12 protein-coding genes are annotated in these 19,383 nt (G+C 33.8%); 10 read left to right on the forward strand and 2 right to left on the reverse strand.

Going from position 1 to position 19,383, the window contains the following annotated elements; all coding sequences use genetic code 11:
• Positions 1-192: 192 nt before the first annotated feature.
• Positions 193-1,848 (reverse strand): M4 family metallopeptidase, encoded by a 1,656-nt coding sequence (locus tag COC46_RS05520; protein ID WP_098808747.1) that lies wholly within the window; start codon positions 1,846-1,848, stop codon positions 193-195.
• 1,212 nt (positions 1,849-3,060) lie between these two features.
• Here COC46_RS05520 and COC46_RS05525 point away from each other — a divergent pair.
• From COC46_RS05525 to COC46_RS05570, 10 genes are all read left to right on the forward strand, one after another.
• The gene (locus COC46_RS05525; RefSeq protein ID WP_255294820.1) at positions 3,061-7,197 is read left to right on the forward strand and encodes a S8 family serine peptidase; all 4,137 of its coding nucleotides are present in this window, start codon (positions 3,061-3,063) and stop codon (positions 7,195-7,197) included.
• A gap of 503 nt (positions 7,198-7,700) precedes the next feature.
• Positions 7,701-7,883 (forward strand): hypothetical protein, encoded by a 183-nt coding sequence (locus COC46_RS05530; RefSeq protein ID WP_098808749.1) that lies wholly within the window; start codon positions 7,701-7,703, stop codon positions 7,881-7,883.
• 398 nt (positions 7,884-8,281) lie between these two features.
• Complete coding sequence (locus tag COC46_RS05535) at positions 8,282-9,526, forward strand: S8 family peptidase (RefSeq protein WP_098808750.1); 1,245 nt, start codon at positions 8,282-8,284, stop codon at positions 9,524-9,526.
• 299 nt (positions 9,527-9,825) lie between these two features.
• On the forward strand, positions 9,826-10,404 hold the full coding sequence (locus tag COC46_RS22610) for a protease inhibitor I9 family protein (RefSeq protein WP_255294821.1): 579 nt from the start codon (positions 9,826-9,828) through the stop codon (positions 10,402-10,404).
• Positions 10,361-13,948 carry a S8 family serine peptidase gene (locus COC46_RS05540; protein ID WP_255294822.1) on the forward strand — a complete coding sequence of 1,196 codons (3,588 nt, stop codon included), beginning with the start codon at positions 10,361-10,363 and terminating at the stop codon, positions 13,946-13,948. Before COC46_RS22610 ends, COC46_RS05540 begins: the two co-directional genes overlap by 44 nt.
• Before the next feature lie 561 nt (positions 13,949-14,509).
• Positions 14,510-15,016 (forward strand): protease inhibitor I9 family protein, encoded by a 507-nt coding sequence (locus tag COC46_RS05550; protein ID WP_098808752.1) that lies wholly within the window; start codon positions 14,510-14,512, stop codon positions 15,014-15,016.
• A gap of 91 nt (positions 15,017-15,107) precedes the next feature.
• Positions 15,108-16,052: an aldo/keto reductase gene (locus tag COC46_RS05555; protein WP_255294826.1), complete on the forward strand. Its 945-nt coding sequence runs from the start codon at positions 15,108-15,110 to the stop codon at positions 16,050-16,052.
• A gap of 182 nt (positions 16,053-16,234) precedes the next feature.
• On the forward strand, positions 16,235-17,704 hold the full coding sequence (locus tag COC46_RS05560) for a helix-turn-helix transcriptional regulator (protein ID WP_098808754.1): 1,470 nt from the start codon (positions 16,235-16,237) through the stop codon (positions 17,702-17,704).
• Positions 17,705-17,824: 120 nt separating this feature from the next.
• Positions 17,825-18,241 (forward strand): tetratricopeptide repeat protein, encoded by a 417-nt coding sequence (locus COC46_RS05565; protein ID WP_098808755.1) that lies wholly within the window; start codon positions 17,825-17,827, stop codon positions 18,239-18,241.
• A 60-nt stretch (positions 18,242-18,301) separates the two neighbouring features.
• The gene (locus tag COC46_RS05570; RefSeq protein ID WP_098808756.1) at positions 18,302-18,829 is read left to right on the forward strand and encodes a DinB family protein; all 528 of its coding nucleotides are present in this window, start codon (positions 18,302-18,304) and stop codon (positions 18,827-18,829) included.
• Positions 18,830-18,888: 59 nt separating this feature from the next.
• On the opposite strand, the gene COC46_RS05575 is transcribed toward COC46_RS05570, so the two are convergent.
• Positions 18,889-19,275, reverse strand: coding sequence for a VOC family protein (locus COC46_RS05575; RefSeq protein WP_098808757.1), 387 nt, complete (start codon positions 19,273-19,275; stop codon positions 18,889-18,891).
• Positions 19,276-19,383: the final 108 nt, after the last annotated feature.

The following is a 19,383-nucleotide window of genomic DNA, read 5'->3' on the forward strand; positions in this document are numbered from 1 at the left end:
AATCTATCAACGAGTTTAGCAGATTTATCAACGAAAATTAACAATATATCAACGAGAACGATTAGTTTATCAACGTAGTTCACAACTTTATCAATAAAGTTCACTTAGTGTTCGCATTTCACGCTTCTCACACTAAAACAAAAAAAAGAGCCTCAAATTTATTGAGGCATCCCTTTTGATTTAACAGAGAAATTAGTTTACTCCAACAGCAGTAAAGGCATTTTTCACTGTTGTTACTTCAGCAGAGCTCGCACCATATAGGTCAGCAGCAGATTGTACAAGTGCTGCACGTGCTTGGCTAAACGTTGCAGAAGAAGTTAAGTAAGTTGTATTTGCTCGATAGAAAATTTGTCCTAATTTTTCAATACCAATGCCTGAAACAGATACACCATAATGAGTTCCACCTGCTGAAATTAAGTAGGCAGCTTTATTAATGATACCGCTATTTGTATGAACTCCGCCATTATCGGCAGTTCCAGTGTAACGTTTTGAGTAGTGATCTGGATCACCATATTTAGCTGGATTACTCATTGAACGAAGTGAATCACCCGCAGTTTTAGGGGTATAAATATCTTCTCCAATTTCGTAATCTGGATTGTTATTTGTATAAAACTCAATAACAGTTCCAAAAATATCGGAAATAGCTTCGTTTAATGCACCAGATTCATTTTGATAGATTAAGTTCGAGCTTCTTTCTGTAACAGCGTGAGTTAATTCATGCGCTACTACATCAAGTCCACCTGATAAGTAAGTGAATGTTGTTCCATCACCATCACCATAAACCATTTGAGCACCGTTCCAGAATGCATTGTTATAACTACGGCTATAATGGACTGTTGAATTTAAAGCAGCCCCATTACCATCATATGAATTACGTCCAAAAACAGTTTTATAAAAGTCAAATGTTTTTCCGGCATAATAGTGAGCGTCAACTGCTGCAGCATCATAAGTACTATTTAGCAGAGTGTCAGGGCTTGTCCAAAGCGTACCAGGAAGTCGAGTACGAGTAGCCGCATCATATGTAAAAATACCCTTACCTCTAGTATTATCCTGTAAATAATAAGTTGATCCAGATAAAGTCATATTTAAAGTTTTTGTATCACCAAGTACACCTTTTCCTGTTGCAGTTACATTCGTACCAGTAACTGTTGGTCCACCAGGTTTGGCAGCTTGGCTGTTTGCTGTATCAATACTATTATAGCTATTTAAAATTTTTCCTGTTGAAGCGTCGATGAAATAATTATAGTTTCCAGGTTTAGGAGAAAGGAAGTTTAAGTTTACTAGATAAGCGTAGTTAGCCTCATCGCCATTTGTATAAACTACTAGTTGAGCTGTAGGGTCTTTTTCATATTCAGGTGTATATCCGAGATCTGCTTCTGCGATTTTAATAGATTTATTTGCATTAACTTTTTTAGCAAGTTTTAGTCCTTTTTTAGTATCTAGGTTTGGAATAACTGTACCAGAGAAAACTGTTAGTGTACCATTGTCACCAACTACAGCAGTTTGAGTAGATCCAAAAACAGGTACACCATTATAAACTTGTTGTAGGTGAAGTGCGGTACCATACGAATCTTTTTTGCTTGATTGAACAGTAAGTGATTCTTTAGAAGACTTCGAACCTAGCTTGAACTTATCTTTGTTAGCATTGACATACGCATGTACAACGTCAACTGCATTCTTAGATGATGGTTTTGTCAACTTTCCAGAAACAAACTCTGGAGATCCTACCGCTTTGTTGTATTTATAACTTGATAATACATTTTTTGGAGCAGCATATGTATTTGTTACTGCTAAACTACTTGCCGCCAACCCTACAGATAATCCAACCGCTAAAACTTTTTTGTTCACTAAAATTCCTCCCTTGGTTAACAAATGTGGTATTGAGGAATTCATCGTATCATCTGCTAATCTAGTTTTACAATTAACAAAAATCGACATTGCTTTACGTTTTTTTAAGGAGAAATAAGAGAATATATCGAGAAAAATTTAATGATTAAACATTAAAATAGTCAAATTGTATCAATTTAAGTTAAAAAATGGCAAAAACCGCTCGAAAATTATTAAAAACGTTAGAAAATTTAGTTAAAATTAACTCAATTTAGAATTGTCTGAATTTTGATAATAATTTAAAGAGAATTGAATAATAATATATTATTTTAGTAAATTACAATTGTCTTTCTCAGTTAAATGAAATGAGGAGAAAGGTAATGAGTTCTAATAAAGTACATAGCATAGTCGTAAAAGGATTCGCTATATTTAATTGAACATCGAGATGTATTTCAGTTCACTTGGACAGGGAGTACATAGGAAACAAATGCTACAAATTAGCCTAACAAGATCATGCTGTCTTTTCAAAGAACGTAAGAACAATGCTAATCGAACACTATGGCAAAAAAATAAAGTATAAAATAAACCGTTCATATAAGTATAATATTAATGATTTATCAATGAATTTACCTGCTAACAAGGTTGAGAATCTATTAAATTAAAAACTGTAAAAAAGTATGGAATAATGAAACTTTATCAATTATTCAACCACTTAATGTTGATAAAAATGTTCAATTGACTAAATTAGGTTGAGTCGTCTCTACATAAATTTTCGATACTTGGTGGAGAAAAAGTACGCTTTAAAACATTAATTGAAGTAATTTTTGAATTTAAGTTACCTCTTGTTCAATAAAATTTGAACGGCGATCTTTAGTTCCCTCCAATTTTCCTAATCTCTTTCAAGGTTTTATTTGGTAATTTAGATCAATAGAACAAATCTTTTAAAAATTTTTAATAAGTTTCAGAACTAATTTTCTTATTTTTTTATTAATTTTACTTATAAAGTTTATAAACAATTATGTAGATAAGAGTCGAATAATCTTCGGATGTGTCATAAGTATTGAGAAAACGCCTTGGCTTTAACCCAATTGACCGAATTCTGAATAGTCTTAATAATTAACATTGTAAAGATTACTAAATGAATTACTTTCATAACAAAATTAATGTTCATGTACGTATTTCAAATAGATCTTTCAGGTAATTAATTGTGACTAGGAGGAAGGAATGGTATTAATGGGGAATTGTAAGAAAATCGGAAAAGGGTTGGCCTTATTCGCTTTATCGTCAAGTTTTGTAATTGGTACACTAGGACAAGGAGTAACTGTTTCAAAAGCTGTAAGCGCTTCAAAAACGGAAGATTTGCTTGCTAAATTGTCACCTGAACAAAGACAGGCACTGAACCAAATTAAAATTAGTGATTCAACAGGGCCTCAAATATCAGAAGAAATTGATCAATCATCTGCAGAACCAACAAATGTTATCGTTGAATTTGCAAATAAGCCAGTAAAAATAGCTCGACTTGAGGCGACAATTGAAGGAAAAGAATTATCTGAATCAAAAGCGTCAGACTTAATTGATCAAGATCATACGACTTTTACAAAGGATGTAGCACAATTATTAAATAACGAAACTACTAAAAAGGTAAGTTATAAAATTCACCGATCATATAAACGTGCATTTAATGGTGTTTCGATGACATTACCAGCAAATCAAGTTGAGAATCTACTTAAATCAAAGGCTGTTAAAAAAGTATGGAGTAACGAGACGTTCAAAATTGATCCACCTAAAGAAAATGACGAACTAAAAGCTGATGAAGCAAATGTTGGGAATTATACACCGTATGATGCACTGGACCGTTTACATGCAGAAGGTTTTACTGGAAAAGGAATTAAAGTTGGAATTTTAGATACGGGAATCGACTATCATCATCCAGATTTAAAAGACGCATATAAAGGTGGATATGATTTCGTCGACAATGATAATGATCCTATGGAAACGACATACGCAGATTGGAAGAAATCGGGGAAATCCGAAATAGTTAGTGGAAGTGTTTATTATACAGAGCATGGTACACATGTTGCAGGAATTATTGGTGGCCGAGGAGTTGGAAATAATGAATTTAAAACGCTAGGTGTAGCTCCGGAAGCAGATCTCTATTCTTATCGTGTGCTTGGCCCGTATGGTAGCGGAACGAGTGATAATATAATTGCAGCATTAGATCGAGCAGTAAGTGATGGGATGGATGTCATTAATATGTCACTTGGAGCTACATTAAATGATCCGCTTTTCCCGACTTCAGTTGCCGTAAATAATGCAGTGTTAAGTGGCGTTACTACGGTTGTTGCTGCTGGAAATAGTGGAGACAAAATGGACACATTAGGTTCACCTGGTGCTGCAGCATTAGCTTTAACAGTAGGTGCATCATCAATTGCACTTGATGTCTATCAATATGCAGGCGTACAGGACGGTAAGAATTATTCTATAAGACAATTAGCAAGAAATTATGCTGATGATTTAACTACATTAAAAGGTAAAACATACCAACTAGTTGATGTTGGTTTAGCTAATCCAGCGGACTTTAATGGAAAAGATGTTAACGGTAAAATTGCGTTTGTTAAACGTGGAACAATTGCATTAATAGATAAAATAAAAAATGCAAAAGCAAAAGGCGCAGTTGGCGTAATAATGTACAATGACGAAGCAAACAAAGCTGAAGGTGCAATTCAAGCATTTTTAGGTGAATCAGTTGATGGGATTCCTGCATTCTCGGTTTCAAATGATGAAGGTAATACAATTTTAGCAGCTATTAAAGCTGGTAAATCAGACTTCACATACGGTGATTTTACGAAACTAAAGACAGCTTCTGATGAATTAGCGTCATTTAGCTCTAGAGGTCCGTCTCGTGTTAATTACGATATTAAACCAGAAGTAACTGCACCTGGTGTATCAATTCTTTCGACAGTACCATTCTATGTGAACAATAAAACTGCTGATGGTTCAAAGCCAGAGGACTATAAATACGCGTATGAAAGATTATCAGGTACATCAATGGCAACACCTTATGTAGCAGGTGTATCTGCCTTATTACTTCAAACAAATAAAGATTTAAAACCGGAAGATGTAAAGTCAATCTTAATGAATACAGCAGATCCATTATCAAAAGCTTATAGCGTATTTGAGGTTGGAAGTGGACGAGTTGATGCTTATGAGGCAATCCACTCGAATGTAGAACTACAAGTAGTGGATCGAACACCAACGATTATTAATGGGAAACAAAAATCAATTAAAGAATTAACAGGTGCTATTAGCTTTGGTTCATTTGCGTTTAATGATCAAGATATTGCAGATTCACGTTCGATAAATTTAAAGAATCGTAGTGAAAAAGCGAAAACATTTAGTGTTGATGTGAAATTCCAAACTGGATTAAGAGGATCAAAAGATGCGTCTCAAAACAATGTAACACTTACGGGCCCTACATCTGTTAAATTAAATGGAATTAGCCAGAAAACAATAAAGTTTGACTTAAAGATTCCTAAAACAGCTGAAAAAGGAACATATGAAGGATCTATTACATTTACAAATACTGCAGACCCAACCGAAACTTATCAAATTCCATTTGGTGGACGAGTTGTTAAAGAAGGACTATCTGCTAGACTATTCAATCCAATCTTTACAGATAAAATTCTCTTTCCTGCTACAGCACTTCCAACTGTTACTGCTTATTTGACATTACAAACTCATATGAAATCAGTAGATATCGTATTACAAAATGCAACTACAGGTGAGGATGTTGGATACATTGGATCATATGATGGTAGTCAATTAAAAGAAAATATCGAATATCTAGCACAACAAGTATTTAAAGGTGTGTATTATCCTTTCACAGGAGATCCTAACAACCCCATTAGTGCTGAAAATGCCCTAGTTCCAAAAGGACATTATAAATTACGATTTATTGGAACAAATGCTTCTGGCAAAACATTCTCTTCTGCGCCTGATTTATTATTCGAATCCGGTGACCCAACTGTGACAACTAGCTTTGATTCATTAGAACAAAAAGTAGTTGAATATTCTGATAGTCAACTAGATTCAAATGGTGAAATGCTATATGACTACACATTTAATGTGTACGATCCAGAAGTAGACGAAGCGAAACGATATGGAATAAATGTCGACCAGTCTCAAAATGGAATCGTGTTTTTCTATAACTCACCATTCCCAAATGCACCGGTGTACACTGATATAGATGGGAATTTTAAAGAGCAAATGTTTGTTTCTAATAAAGTTCCTTGGTTAGATGTAAGATATTACACATTTGATACAGCAAGAAATCAAACTCCAACAGACCATGTAGTCTTTACAAAAAATACAACGCCTTATTATTATTTTAAAGCAAATAAAAAGAGAGCAACAACTGGTGATTCAATCAATTACACAGTACGATCAAATAATATTATAAATTTAAAACAAGCAAAAATCGTAATTGGAACGAACACAAAACAAGGTAAAATTGAAAATATTACAGTAAATGATGAAGTGAAGCAATATGGTGATGCAACAATTTCCGTATCTTCTTCACAAGCTTCTGCGTACACAACGAACTATACAGTAAACTTTACTTACTTAGGTGATAAGGCATTACCAGAAGACTTAGCATTGTTAAACTTCGATTTAAAAACATTGGATCAAGAAAGTTCAATAGGTGTTCCATTTGGTGCATCATCAGCAAATGCAATTGATCAATCAGGTGTAGAAACAAAAACTATCAATTCGTATGTTGAAAATTATGTATTCACATCGAAAGTATCTTATTTCAATGGTAACTTACAGTTAGAAGGTGTAATCGATCCGAATACGAATCAAATGAACTATAGTATTGATCAAACTCAAATTGGTGCGAAAGTTTCCCTTAATTCATATGATGGAAAAACAAATTATAATGTACCACTAACTTCAAAAAATGGTGCATTTGCTATTAACGGGATCAAGGCTGATAACAAACCATATACATTTACAGTCGATGTACCTGGTCATTTTACAAAAAATGTACAATTCACATTATCAGATCAAGTCCGAGGGGAAACGGTAGGTAGAACTTTACGCTATGTTACACCAAGATTAACTGCCGGAGACGCGAACAAAGATAATGTAATCGATGTAATGGACGCACTTCAATTACAAACTTTCTGGGGAACTAATAAATCATCAGCAGATTTCAACTTCGATAAAGTTGTTGATGCTAAAGATATGAATTATGTAGTGAAAAACTTCGGAAAGAGAAATAACTCTGTACCGAATGCCCCTAAGGTTAAAACATCTTATAAGGGTGCTACTTTGGAAAGTATTTTGACTGAGTTAGGATTGAAATAAATTAGGAGTAGGAATACTGAGGTAAAAAATCCAGAAGGAAATGAATGATCCTTCTGGATTTTTTAATTCGTTGATTGGCGCAAGTTTTATGAATTTGCAATAAATAATAGTGGGTTAGTGATAATTACACGCGCTCTTCGCAATATTAGAGCCAAATATAAGGATCAATATCAAGTTCTAGCACTATATCAACGAAACTTGGTGATATATCAACGAGAATCACTAAAATATCAACGAAGTTCACTACTTTATCAATAAAGTTCACATTGTGTTCGATTTTTCAAATATCGAATCCGCTATCTTTCAATACATAAAAGCATGAACAAAACACACTGATTTACGCACCAAAGTCAGTACTTTATGAACAAAGTTCACAGCTTATGAATATAGTACATATTTTGATCGCTTTTCTTACTAAATACTTCGCCTATAATGTGAACCCTTAGTATAAAATCACCCAACAATTACCAAAATAAATAAAAAAATATAAAAGGGTGATTAGTTTGAGTATCGAATTCCGTGTTGGAAAAGACTACGAAAACGGTTCAATAATAGATGTTTTACATGATTTAGGTTTTCAAGAAGATGGTAGAGCATTTACAAAAGATGGATTGAAATATAGTTATAAAGGATGCGATAAATATCAAAGTTATGTTTTTTCTGTGACAATGAGTCCTATAGAATAAAACTTCTATTTAAAGATCTATCCGTAATGGAAAGGTCTTTTGTTTTTGTACAGGAATTTGAGAAGTTGGCTGTGGGGATAGAGGAAAAATTACTGAAATTAAAATAGAAAAAATAGTTAGTATGGCACAAGCGTAAATGTTTGGAAATCGATAAAGTTAGCTTAATTATGTTTCTAATACTTATTTAGTAGATAAAAATTGCATAATAATCCTTTTCTTTATTATTAAATCTTTTTGCGGTTCGTTTGTATTTGGATTAACGAGTATCATATTATATAAATTCAAATGATTTTCGTTAATAAAAACTACGGAGGGAGGAAGAGTTTTTAGCTTTTACTTCTTAAGTTCAACACATTCGTCGTAATTTCTATTCTAATAAAAAGGGAGAGGATTTTTTGATGAAATGGTTTAAGTTGTTAGGAAGTTCAGTTTTGGTAGGAAGTTTAATTTCACCTTTTTATACATCAAATGCTAAAGCTGTCGAAAACTCTGAAAAAATACGTGTTTTTATTACTTCAACGAATGAAACTGCAAAAGAAAATGCAAAAAGAAGTTATGGAACTAGATGGGACTTAAAGAATCTAGGATTTTCAACTGAGGTAACTACAGCACAGTATGAAGCACTTCAAAAGAATAAAAATTTAAAAGTAGAGCTTGTACATAAAATAACACTTGAAAAAAATGAAGGAACTAAATTAGCAGCAACAGCTGTTCCAAGTGTTCGAACTCCTTGGGGGATTCAAGCAATCTATAAAAATGATGGGATTACTACAACATCAGGAGGAAGTGGTATAAGAGTTGCAGTACTAGATACTGGAGTTAATAAAACGCATCCTGATTTGGCTAGTAATGTTGAACAATGCAAAGACTTTAGTCAGGCTAAATCGAGTTTAGTAAATAATTCTTGTGTAGATAAAAATGGACACGGTACCCATGTTTCTGGAACAGTACTTGCCAATGGAGGTTCTGGTCAAGGAATTTATGGCGTAGCTCCTGAAGCGAAATTATGGTCGTATAAAGTATTAAATAATAGAGGGTCAGGCTATTCAGATGATATAGCCGCAGCGATTCGTCATGTTGCTGATCAATCAACAAGTTTAGGGGTAAAAACGATTATTTCAATGTCCTTAGGGTCAAGTGTAAAAGACAGTTTAATATCTAGTGCTGTAACTTATGCTTATAACAAGGGTGTACTAATAGTTGCTGCAGCTGGAAATGATGGACCAACTCCTAATACGATAGGATATCCTGGCGCATTGCCGGAAGCCGTTGCTGTTGCTGCTCTTGAAAACGTAAAAGCAAATGGCACATATCGTGTTGCTGATTTCTCTTCGCGAGGAAATCCAAATACAGATGGTGACTATGTCATTGGTGAGCGTGATGTAGAAGTTTCTGCACCAGGTCGTGACGTTCTATCAACTTGGTATAATGGAGGCTATAATACGATTAGTGGTACATCAATGGCTACTCCTCATATTTCTGGTTTGGCAGCAAAAATATGGTCTGAGAATTCTGGTTATTCTGTTGCACAATTACGAGCAGCCATACAAAACAGAGCCAAAAATAATGATATTTTAGGAGGGACAGGTGCAGCAACTGGTGATGATTATGCATCAGGTTTTGGTTTCCCTACTGTAAACTAATCTACTATATTTCTAATCTAAAAATCCTACTGAAAGTTAATTTTTCAGTAGGATTTTTTGTATGCGCATTCAGGAAGGAGCAAGTTAATTACGGTTTCAAATATTATATCGAAACATACTTAAAAAACTCTAAAAAAGTGCGCAATTTCTCTCTGATTTTTCTGTAGAAACTAGTCGAAAATTGTCTTTTTTGTTATAAAGTATTGATTTAATCACATAAAAATAACTCGTTTGAATGTAGGGTGAATTTTCAGAATAATTAAAGAAGATCGAAAAAAATAGAAATTTGGAGGAAGAAAATGGGGAGTAATTTACTTGAAAGAAAATTGCTAAAAGGTATGACTGTTGTAGCTTTATCTTCGAGCTTAATATTGAGTTCTTTAGGAAATGTCGGACATGCTTCTAAAGCTGTTGGTGATTCAAAAGTTGAGGATATTCTTGCAAATTTAACACCAACTCAAATTGCGGCTTTAAATGAACTGACAACGAATGAATCGAAAGGTCTACAAATTTCTTCTAATATTGATTTAAATTCAAATGTACAAACAAATGTTATTGTTGAATTTGCTAATAAACCTGTGAAGATAGCGAGAGTTGAAGCAAGTGTAGACGGAAAAAATTTGGCTGAAGCTGAGGCAACTAAACTAGTAGAGAAAGATCACGAGGATTTCCAGGCAGATGTAAGTAAAGTTTTAGTTGATGAAAAAAGATCAAAAGTACATTTTAAAATTAATCGTTCATATAAACATGCGTTTAATGGTGTGGCGATGAGTTTGCCAGCGAATCAAATTAAGAACCTTTTAAAATCAAAAGCTGTTAAAACGATTTGGAACAATGAAAAGTTCTCGATTGATCCACCGAAACAAACAGAAAAATAATGATCAGTTAAAGGCAGATGAGTTTAATGTCGCCAATTATTCTCCTTATGACGGCTTAGACCATTTACACGCTGAAGGCTATACGGGAAAAGGAATTAAAGTAGGTATACTAGACACAGGAATCGATTATAACCATCCAGATTTAAAGGATGCTTATAAAGGCGGATATGATTTTGTAGACAATGATAATGATCCGATGGAAACAACATATGCAGATTGGAAAAAATCAGGGAAGCAAGAAATTGTTAACTCAAGTACATATTATACAGAACACGGTACACATGTTGCTGGAATCATCGGTGGTCGTGGCGTAGCTGATAGCGAATATAAAACTCTTGGGGCGGCACCTGATGCAGAGCTATATGCCTACCGAGTATTAGGACCGTATGGTAGTGGGACAACTGCTAATATTATTGCTGCTTTAGACAGAGCAGTAGCGGATGGGATGGACATAATTAATATGTCGTTAGGGGCATCGATTAATAATCCTATTTATGCTACATCCGTGGCAGTAAACAATGCAGTATTAACTGGTGTAACAACTGTAGTAGCTGCAGGTAATAGTGGGGATCAAATGTATACTCTGGGTTCTCCGGGTGCTGCTGCTTTAGCATTAACTGTTGGTGCTTCATCAACTGCTATTAATATGTTTCAATTTACAGGATTACAAAATGGCAATCATTATGATGTAAGAGAAATGGCAAGAAATTATATAGATGACTTACCATCATTAAAAGGTAAGACGTTTAAATTAGTAGACGTTGGACTTGGCAAAGCAGTGGATTACAACGGAAAAGATGTAAATGGTAAAATAGCATTTATCTCTCGTGGAGACACTGCCTTCGTAGATAAAATTAAGTTGGCTAAAAGTAAGGGCGCATTTGGAGTTATTATTTATAACAATGAAGTAAATAAAGCAGAAGGACTTATTCAAGCATATTTAGGGGAATCGATAAACGCAATTCCTAGTTTTTCAGTTTCATATGAGGACGGTTTGGCAATCTTAGCAGCAATGAAAGCAGGAGATACAGACTTTACATTTGGTGATTTTACAAAAGTAAAGACGCCAGATGATGAATTAGCAGTATTTAGTTCTAAAGGTCCTTCAAGAGTGAATTATGATATTAAACCAGAGGTTACTGGTCCAGGTGTTGCAGTTCTTTCAACTGTTCCGTTTTATGTTAATAATAAAACAGCTGATGGAACGAAAACGGAAGACTATAAAATAGCTTATGAACGATTATCTGGTACATCTATGGCAACTCCATATGTTGCAGGAGTTTCTGCATTATTACTTGAATCAAATAAAGATTTACAACCAACAGACATTAAATCAATTTTAATGAACACGGCTGATCCATTATCGAAAGATTACAGTGTTTATGAGATTGGTAGTGGAAGAGTAGATGCTTATGAAGCAATTCACTCAAATGTTGAAATTAGTGTTGTAGATAAAACACCAACTATCATCGATGGAAAAGAAAAATCAATTAGTGAGTTAACTGGTGCAATGAGTTTCGGTTCGATTAGCTTTAATGAGAAGGATCACACTTCTGCGCGTAATATTACGTTGAAAAATAGAAGTGAAAAATCGAAAACATTTAGCATTGAAGCAAAGTTTCAAACTGGACTTAGAGGTTCAAAAGATGCTGCGAAAAATGATGTGACGATTACAGGTCCAACATCAGTTAAGTTAAATGCCATTAGCTCAAAATCAATAAAATTGAATTTAAACATTCCAAAAACTGCGGAAAAAGGAATTTACGAAGGTTATATTGTTTTTACAAATAATGCGGATCCAACTGAACAATACCAAATTCCATTTGGCGTTCATTATGTAGAAGAGGGCTTTAATTCAATGGCTACATACAACAAGATGATGACTTCTGATTATGGTATTTATTATCCTTTATTAAATTATGCAACTGGTGTTGTTTTTAATGCAAGATCAAGTATGGAAACAATTGATTTTGTCCTACTCGACGGTGAAACAGATAAAGAGATTGGCTATTTAGGAATAGTAAATACAGCTCAGTACAATGAAAACACAGATTATTATATTGATGGAGCATTTACTGGATATTATTTACCGTTCACAGGAAATAAAAAGCAACCTATTTCATCTACAAAAGTAAAAATACCGTATGGCCCGGGACATTATAAAGTTAAAATAATTGGTACTAATCGAGAAGGTAAAACATTTACGATGGAAGACCATTCTATAATTGATATTACAAGTCCTAAATTTACAACAAATTTAGATGAAGGTGTTGTTGAGTACAAGCTTGGTACGACATCTTATCCAATTAAGGGTAGAGTATTTGATAAAACACAGGATGACTATAAAAAGCAAGGCATTTCGATCGATCAATCTGGGAATTTTGTTATGGAAAAAAATAATAGTTCAATGTTTACAAATGGGTTTTATGTTGATGCAGATGGTAATTTCTCATACAATATTCCAATTACTGCAAAGAGTTTCAATGTTGAACTTGGAGGATATAATTCAGCAGCGAACGGTGACCGATTTAAATACTATACATTTATTCAAGAAGGCACACCAATTGTATATGGAAGTGTTGATAAAAAAATTGTCAATCAAGGTGAAAATGTTAAGTTAACGTTAACAGCTAGTAATCTAATAGATGCGAAAAAACTAGCCACTAGCTTTGGATTTACTAGTAGTCAACTACAGATTGTAGATGTCAAACTGAATCCAGCAATCGAAAAATTTGGATCTGCTAAACTTACAACAACTACAGTACCATCAGGTTCTTATACTAATTTAAATGTTAACGTTGATCTGACTGATGGAAAAGTGACAGGTGATGTACCATTTGCGGAAGTAACATTAAATGTAAAAAATGATGCATATAATCTGTTATCAACTTTCAGAACACCAACAGCATCATACGTAAATGATACGAACCAAGCGATTTCAATGGTTTCAGCGATTACACCAATTTGGAGCAAACCAACCAATTCAAAAATTACTGGAGGTATTGGAGTTCCAGAATCATTGAAAAGAGAAGGTAGAGAAAACTGGAGAGTAGACCCTTCCAATATTGGTGCAGTTCTTTCTGTAAAAGACCAAAATGGAAATACTTATCCAGGGGTAATTTCTTCATCTGGTTCACCAACTGTAGAAAAATTACCAGTTACCACTGAAGAAATGAGAGCTTCGCTTGATATTCCTGGTCATTTTACAATGAATGTGCCCTTCCACGTTGGCTTTTTAAATGATGAAGGTATGCCAACTGCACACTGGAATCCTGGAATAAGCTTTAATACTCCAATTGCAGGAGATGTAAACAAAGATGATGTAATTGATATAAAGGATGCACTATACATCGAAACATATTGGGGTACGAATAAACGAAGCGCAGACATTAATTTTGATAATATCGTTGATGCAAAAGATTTTGTTTTCTTTGAGAAAAATTATTTAAAGCAAAATCAAACCGTTGAGGATGCACCAAAACCGGTTAAAAAATATAAAGGTAAAACAATTGATGATATTAAAGTAGAGTTAGGGATTAATTAAATTAATATATGAGTCAAACCCTTCTGGTAGAGAGCAAAGGTAGTCTGCTAGAGGGGTCTTTATTTTTATAAAACTTTAAAGCGAATAAAATGTAGACATGCTAAATAGAATGTTACAAAGAACTAGTCCTAAGAAATTTTTTAATAATAGGACTAGTTCTTTTTACTAAAAATCGTTGTTCTATATTAGTAGGAGGGGCAATTATGAACTTTACAGATTATCTGATAAATGTAAAAAATTTAAATGAAGTAAAAGCAAGTCAATATAATCATAGACTTTCAACTTTGAAAAAATATAGAATATATAATAATGAGAAAGTATTAAGTATCCACATGTTAAAAAGGATTAAAAGTCTTTCCAAGGACACGACAAAACAATATTTAAGGACCATTAATTATCATATTGAATTTTTGAATGATCATAATAGGATGTAAGAAATGTTTAATTCTTCTAAGTTTAGTTTAACTGCACAAAGTAATGTTTGAAAGGGCACTCTAAAGGATAGAATCCTGATAGATTGTCTTTTTTTATTAATCAGTACTAGAAGGGGATGTAGTAAACATGAAGAAGTTTTATAGAGGAAGTATTTTATTTCTTGTCATGCTTTTTATCATGGCTGGATGTAATGGGAATGCAATTAATACGACTAAAAATAAAGATGAGACAAAGGTGGCAGAGGAAACAATGAACCCTTCTTTTTATGTGGATCCATCGATTGATTTTTCAACGAATGCAATGACTTCGATTATTATTGAGTTCAAAACAAAGCCTGCTGTAGTAGCTGTAAAGGAAGCAGAGGCAGCTGGAAAACAACTTACTTTGGAAGAAGCGACTAAGCAAGTAGAGGAAAGTCATGCGAAATTTCAAGAGGAATTAAAAACTCTCCTGGAGGATCAACATGTACCATATACAATTAGGCATGTTTATAAGACTGCGCTGAATGGAGTGTCTATGGAATTACCAGGAAAAGATATTAAAAGACTATCCCAATCTACTGTAATTGCAAGAATCTATCCGAATAAAAAAGTGCATATTATGCCTCCAGTTACACCATATAATCAAAAATAAATCTAAGTGATAAAGTATAGAAAAAAGAGAGTTTGGGGGGAGATTTATTAAAAAAAGGGAAGTTGGACAAAATGGTTCATTCGTTTCTGAGATTGGTCTTGGGTGTATGGGAATGTCTTGGCTTTACGGGGAAGCTGATCGTAAGGAGAGTATAGCGACAATTCAAGAAGCACTCGAAAGTGGTATAACACTTCTTGATACAGGAGATTTTTACGGTAATGGTCATAATGAATTATTAATTAAAGAAGCTCTTCTAGGGGCTAGTAGAGAAAATATATTTATATCTGTTAAGTTTGATGGTAAGCATCATTCAGCTGGTGACAAATATGGAGTAGAAGATAACAGACCAGAAGCTATTAAAGACTTTCTTAAATATACTTTACAGCGTCTTGGTGTAGAATATATTGATTTATATCAACCAGCAAGGATTGATCCAAATATCCCAATTGAAGAAACGGTTGGAGCGATTAGTGATTTAGTAAAGGAAGGTTATGTACGTCACATAGGCCTATCTGAAGTAGGCGTTAAAACAATTCGCCGTGCACATGCAATTTATCCACTAAGCTGGGTGCAGTCTGAATACTCGCTATTTAATAGAGAAATAGAAGTAGAAATTTTACCTACTCTACGGGAATTGGGAATATCATTATCAGCTTATGGAGTACTCTCAAGAGGATTATTAAGTGGAGCGTGGACAAAAGAGCGTATGTTAAGTTCAAATGATAAGAGAATGAAGGCTCCTAGATTTATGAACGAAAATCTAGAAAAGAATTTAATGCTTGTTGAAGCCTTGCGAGAAATTGCACTTGAGAAACAAGTACCTGTTTCCCATCTTGCTATTGGGTGGGTACTCTCTAAGCAAGAAAACGTTATTCCTTTGATTGGAGCTAGAAAAAGAACTCAGCTCCGAGAAACAGTAGATGTGACCAAATTATCCTTAAGTGCAGGGGATTTGGCAAGAATTGAAAAAGCTGTACCGCAAGAGCTTGTAGCGGGGGAATATTATGCTGTCCCACGTAAGAAGTGGTTTGTATAAGTTTGTTTAACGCTTGTAGACTATTACCATGTGTGTAGTCTATTTTTTTATTTTATAAACTCAAAAAAACTACCCAAAATTATTTAATAAAAATTTTGAATTTTTAATAGTTTTTTTTCTGCAAAAACAAAATAAATTTGCTATTATGTTAGAAAAAGCTAGAAGTGAAGGTGAAAAACACGATGGAAATTCATTTAGTTGCAAAAGATGAGCTAGAGGCTTCAGGGATTCGATGGGTCGTGGAATCGCACTTTACTGGTATTACCCTTGTTTCGTGGAAAACAATGGGAGAATTTGAAAAGGCTATTCAAAAACAGCAGCCCGAACTGGTCATATTTGATATGGACAACTGGAAAAATGAAAGTGAAAGATTTGGTGATTTAATCCAAAAGTTTTCAATTCGCTGGTTAGGCATTTCATCTGAACGAATCTTTCAAACTGCCTATCTTGCATTACAGTATCGAGCGGAGGATGTATTATTTCGTCCTTTTTCGCCCACTGATTTAATTAAGCATATACAACAATTACGTTATCAAATTCGTAATAAAGAAAGATCCTTTACTAGAAATATTAATGTAGAAATTAACTCTTTTAACATAGATTATCCGGACCTATTTCTGAATGATCGAATGTACGATGGCCCAATTACTATGGTTGCTTTTTTGACACCAAACTCAGGCACGCTTCCACTTGTGTATAAAGCATTGGAACGAAATCCATTTACGGGGAAAAATCGTCTATTCGTATTATCAGAATTTATATTATGTGTGCATGAAGCTGATGAAGAAGTATTATTACAGGACGAATATAATGCATTTCTTGCTCGGTGGAAGGAAATGATGGATGAGCCACTCGCAATCGTTATGAAGGTCGGTTCTCCGGAAGAAACATTAAAAAATATCTACGAACAAACACTTCAGCTAACACGAAGAATCTTCTTTGAAGGTTATGATATTATTTTGGCGGAAAATGAGGCAATGCCATTTCAAGAAAAGGACCCATTCCTTACACCGTTAGAGCAACGTCATTGGATTGAAATGTTAGAAAAAAGAGACGCAAAAGCAATTCGAGATTGGATGGAACGGGAATTTTTAACAATTCAACAGCCTTATCCAGATCCAGAAATTGTTCGAATCAGATTAACAAGCGTACTTGCACAAATAAGAAGATATATGAAATCGAATAATCTCCAAAATGCATCATGGGAAGGAATTTATTATGATATTTTCCAAAAAATTGTTCATGGCCCAATCATTTATCAAATTGTTCAAGAATTGTTAGATTTTACAACAAGTCTATTACTACAGGGGCATGATGCTTTACAAGAAGGCCACCGTACACTAGTTGAAAAAACACGGGAGTTAATTGAATCGAATTACTGGGATGCGGGTTGGAGTTTAACAGATTGCGCGGATACACTTCGAATCAATAAAAGTACACTAAGCCGTCGATTTGCAGCTGAATCAAGTCAATCGTTTAGAGACACACTCCATGAGGTGCGAATAAGAGAAGCTAAACGATTATTAGATGAAACGGACCTGCCATTAGATGAAATTTCAAGATTAAGTGGCTATTCCCACCAATCCTATTTTAATGCAAAGTTTAAAATGCTTGAAGGATGTACGCCTTTAGTTTATCGATCTGGTTTATAGGACTAGAAAGTCTTTTATTAGAAGCAGTAAGGAGAAAAACGCTAGATTGTTATAGTATTTCTTTTAGGAAAACTGTAATCAATAACCATCAAACTATAATACAAAAATAAAGGAGAGCTTATGGAACTTAAAGAAGTAACTTATGAACATATCGTAGAACTTTCTGAGGAAGCTAATGCTTTATTTGAAGCACAAGATTTTGATGGTGCCATTAAAAAGTTTAAAGAGGCATTAGAAATAATACCTAAGCCTAAATTTACGTGGGAAGCTAGTGCTTGGATTCTAACATCAATCGGGGACGTTTATTTTTATTTAAACGATTATTCTAAAGCAAAGAATTATTTTTACGATGCATTTAATTGTCCTGGAGGCTTGAACAACCCATATCTATTATTGAGATTGGGGCAGGTTTTATTTGAAACACATGATGAAGAAAAAGCAAAGGAATATTTATTGAGAGCATATTTGTTGAAGGCTGGGGAGATTTTTAAAGAGGAAGATCCAAAATATTTAAAACTAATACTTGCGATAATTTAGGAGATAGAACAGATATTGTCTGTGAAAACGATCTGTAAGTTAATAAAAGGAGTTACAACTATGAACGAATGGAATAAATTATTTTTAGTCGGAGAACAAGATGGTGTAAAAGGAGATTTTAATACATTAATTTCAATGATGAATTATGTAAGATATACAACTCTAGAAGCGATTAAAGATATTACAGTAGAGGAACTTGATTATTTGCATTCTAAAGCAGGCAATTCTATTGGGATGCTACTTACTCACATGGCAGGGGTTGAGTATTGGTATCAACTTAATACATTTGAAAATCGAGATTTAAATTCAGAAGAAGAAAAGAAATGGTTACCAGGTTTAGATTTAGATGAAGGGGCTAGGGAAAGTATTAAAGGTAATGATGCAAACTATTATATTAATCTATTAAATTCGATTCGAGAAGATACATATTTAAAATTTAATACACTTTCAGATGAGTGGTTACATGAGCAGACTGAATTTGGAAGTACAAAAGCTACAAACTACTTTAAATGGTTTCATGTGTTTGAGGATGAAATTAATCACCGTGGTCAAATAAGAATGATTCGTAAATTGTATAAAAATAGTTAAAAATAGCCTGTATCTACGATTAATGGTAATCGATGATACAGGCTTAAATTTTGGTTGTCCTATTTACTATTACAGATCATTAGTACATTCCCATCCAAATCTTCAAAGTTAAAATAAGCAAATTCTCCAATGCGTTTAATCTCTTTAACAATTGTAATATTATTTTCTTTCATAAATAGGTAAGCTTGGTCTATGTCATCTGAGTAGAAATTAAATAACACATTTTTTGAAGGATGAAATATGTAATTCGGATCAAAAGTGTGGTCGTCTAAAGTTAATCCAGTTGTACCTGTTACAGGGATGTTAAATACAGGGGATTCTATCTGGCTAAGATCGGTCGCAATGCCAAGGAGTCTACAATACCATTCAACTGACTTTTTTAGTTCCTTAACGTGAATAAAAACGTAGTTAACTTTGTTTGCAATTGGAGAAATGATTGATTTCATAATGATTCCACCCTTCGATTTAATCAATCTATAATTTCAACGTGAATGATGTGAAACCTCTATTATTTTCATAGTATTTTTTAAAATAGACTAATTAATTAATAGAAT

It is taken from the genome of Bacillus sp. AFS041924 (assembly GCF_002577195.1).
Classification (GTDB): Bacteria; Bacillota; Bacilli; order Bacillales; family Bacillaceae_G; genus Gottfriedia.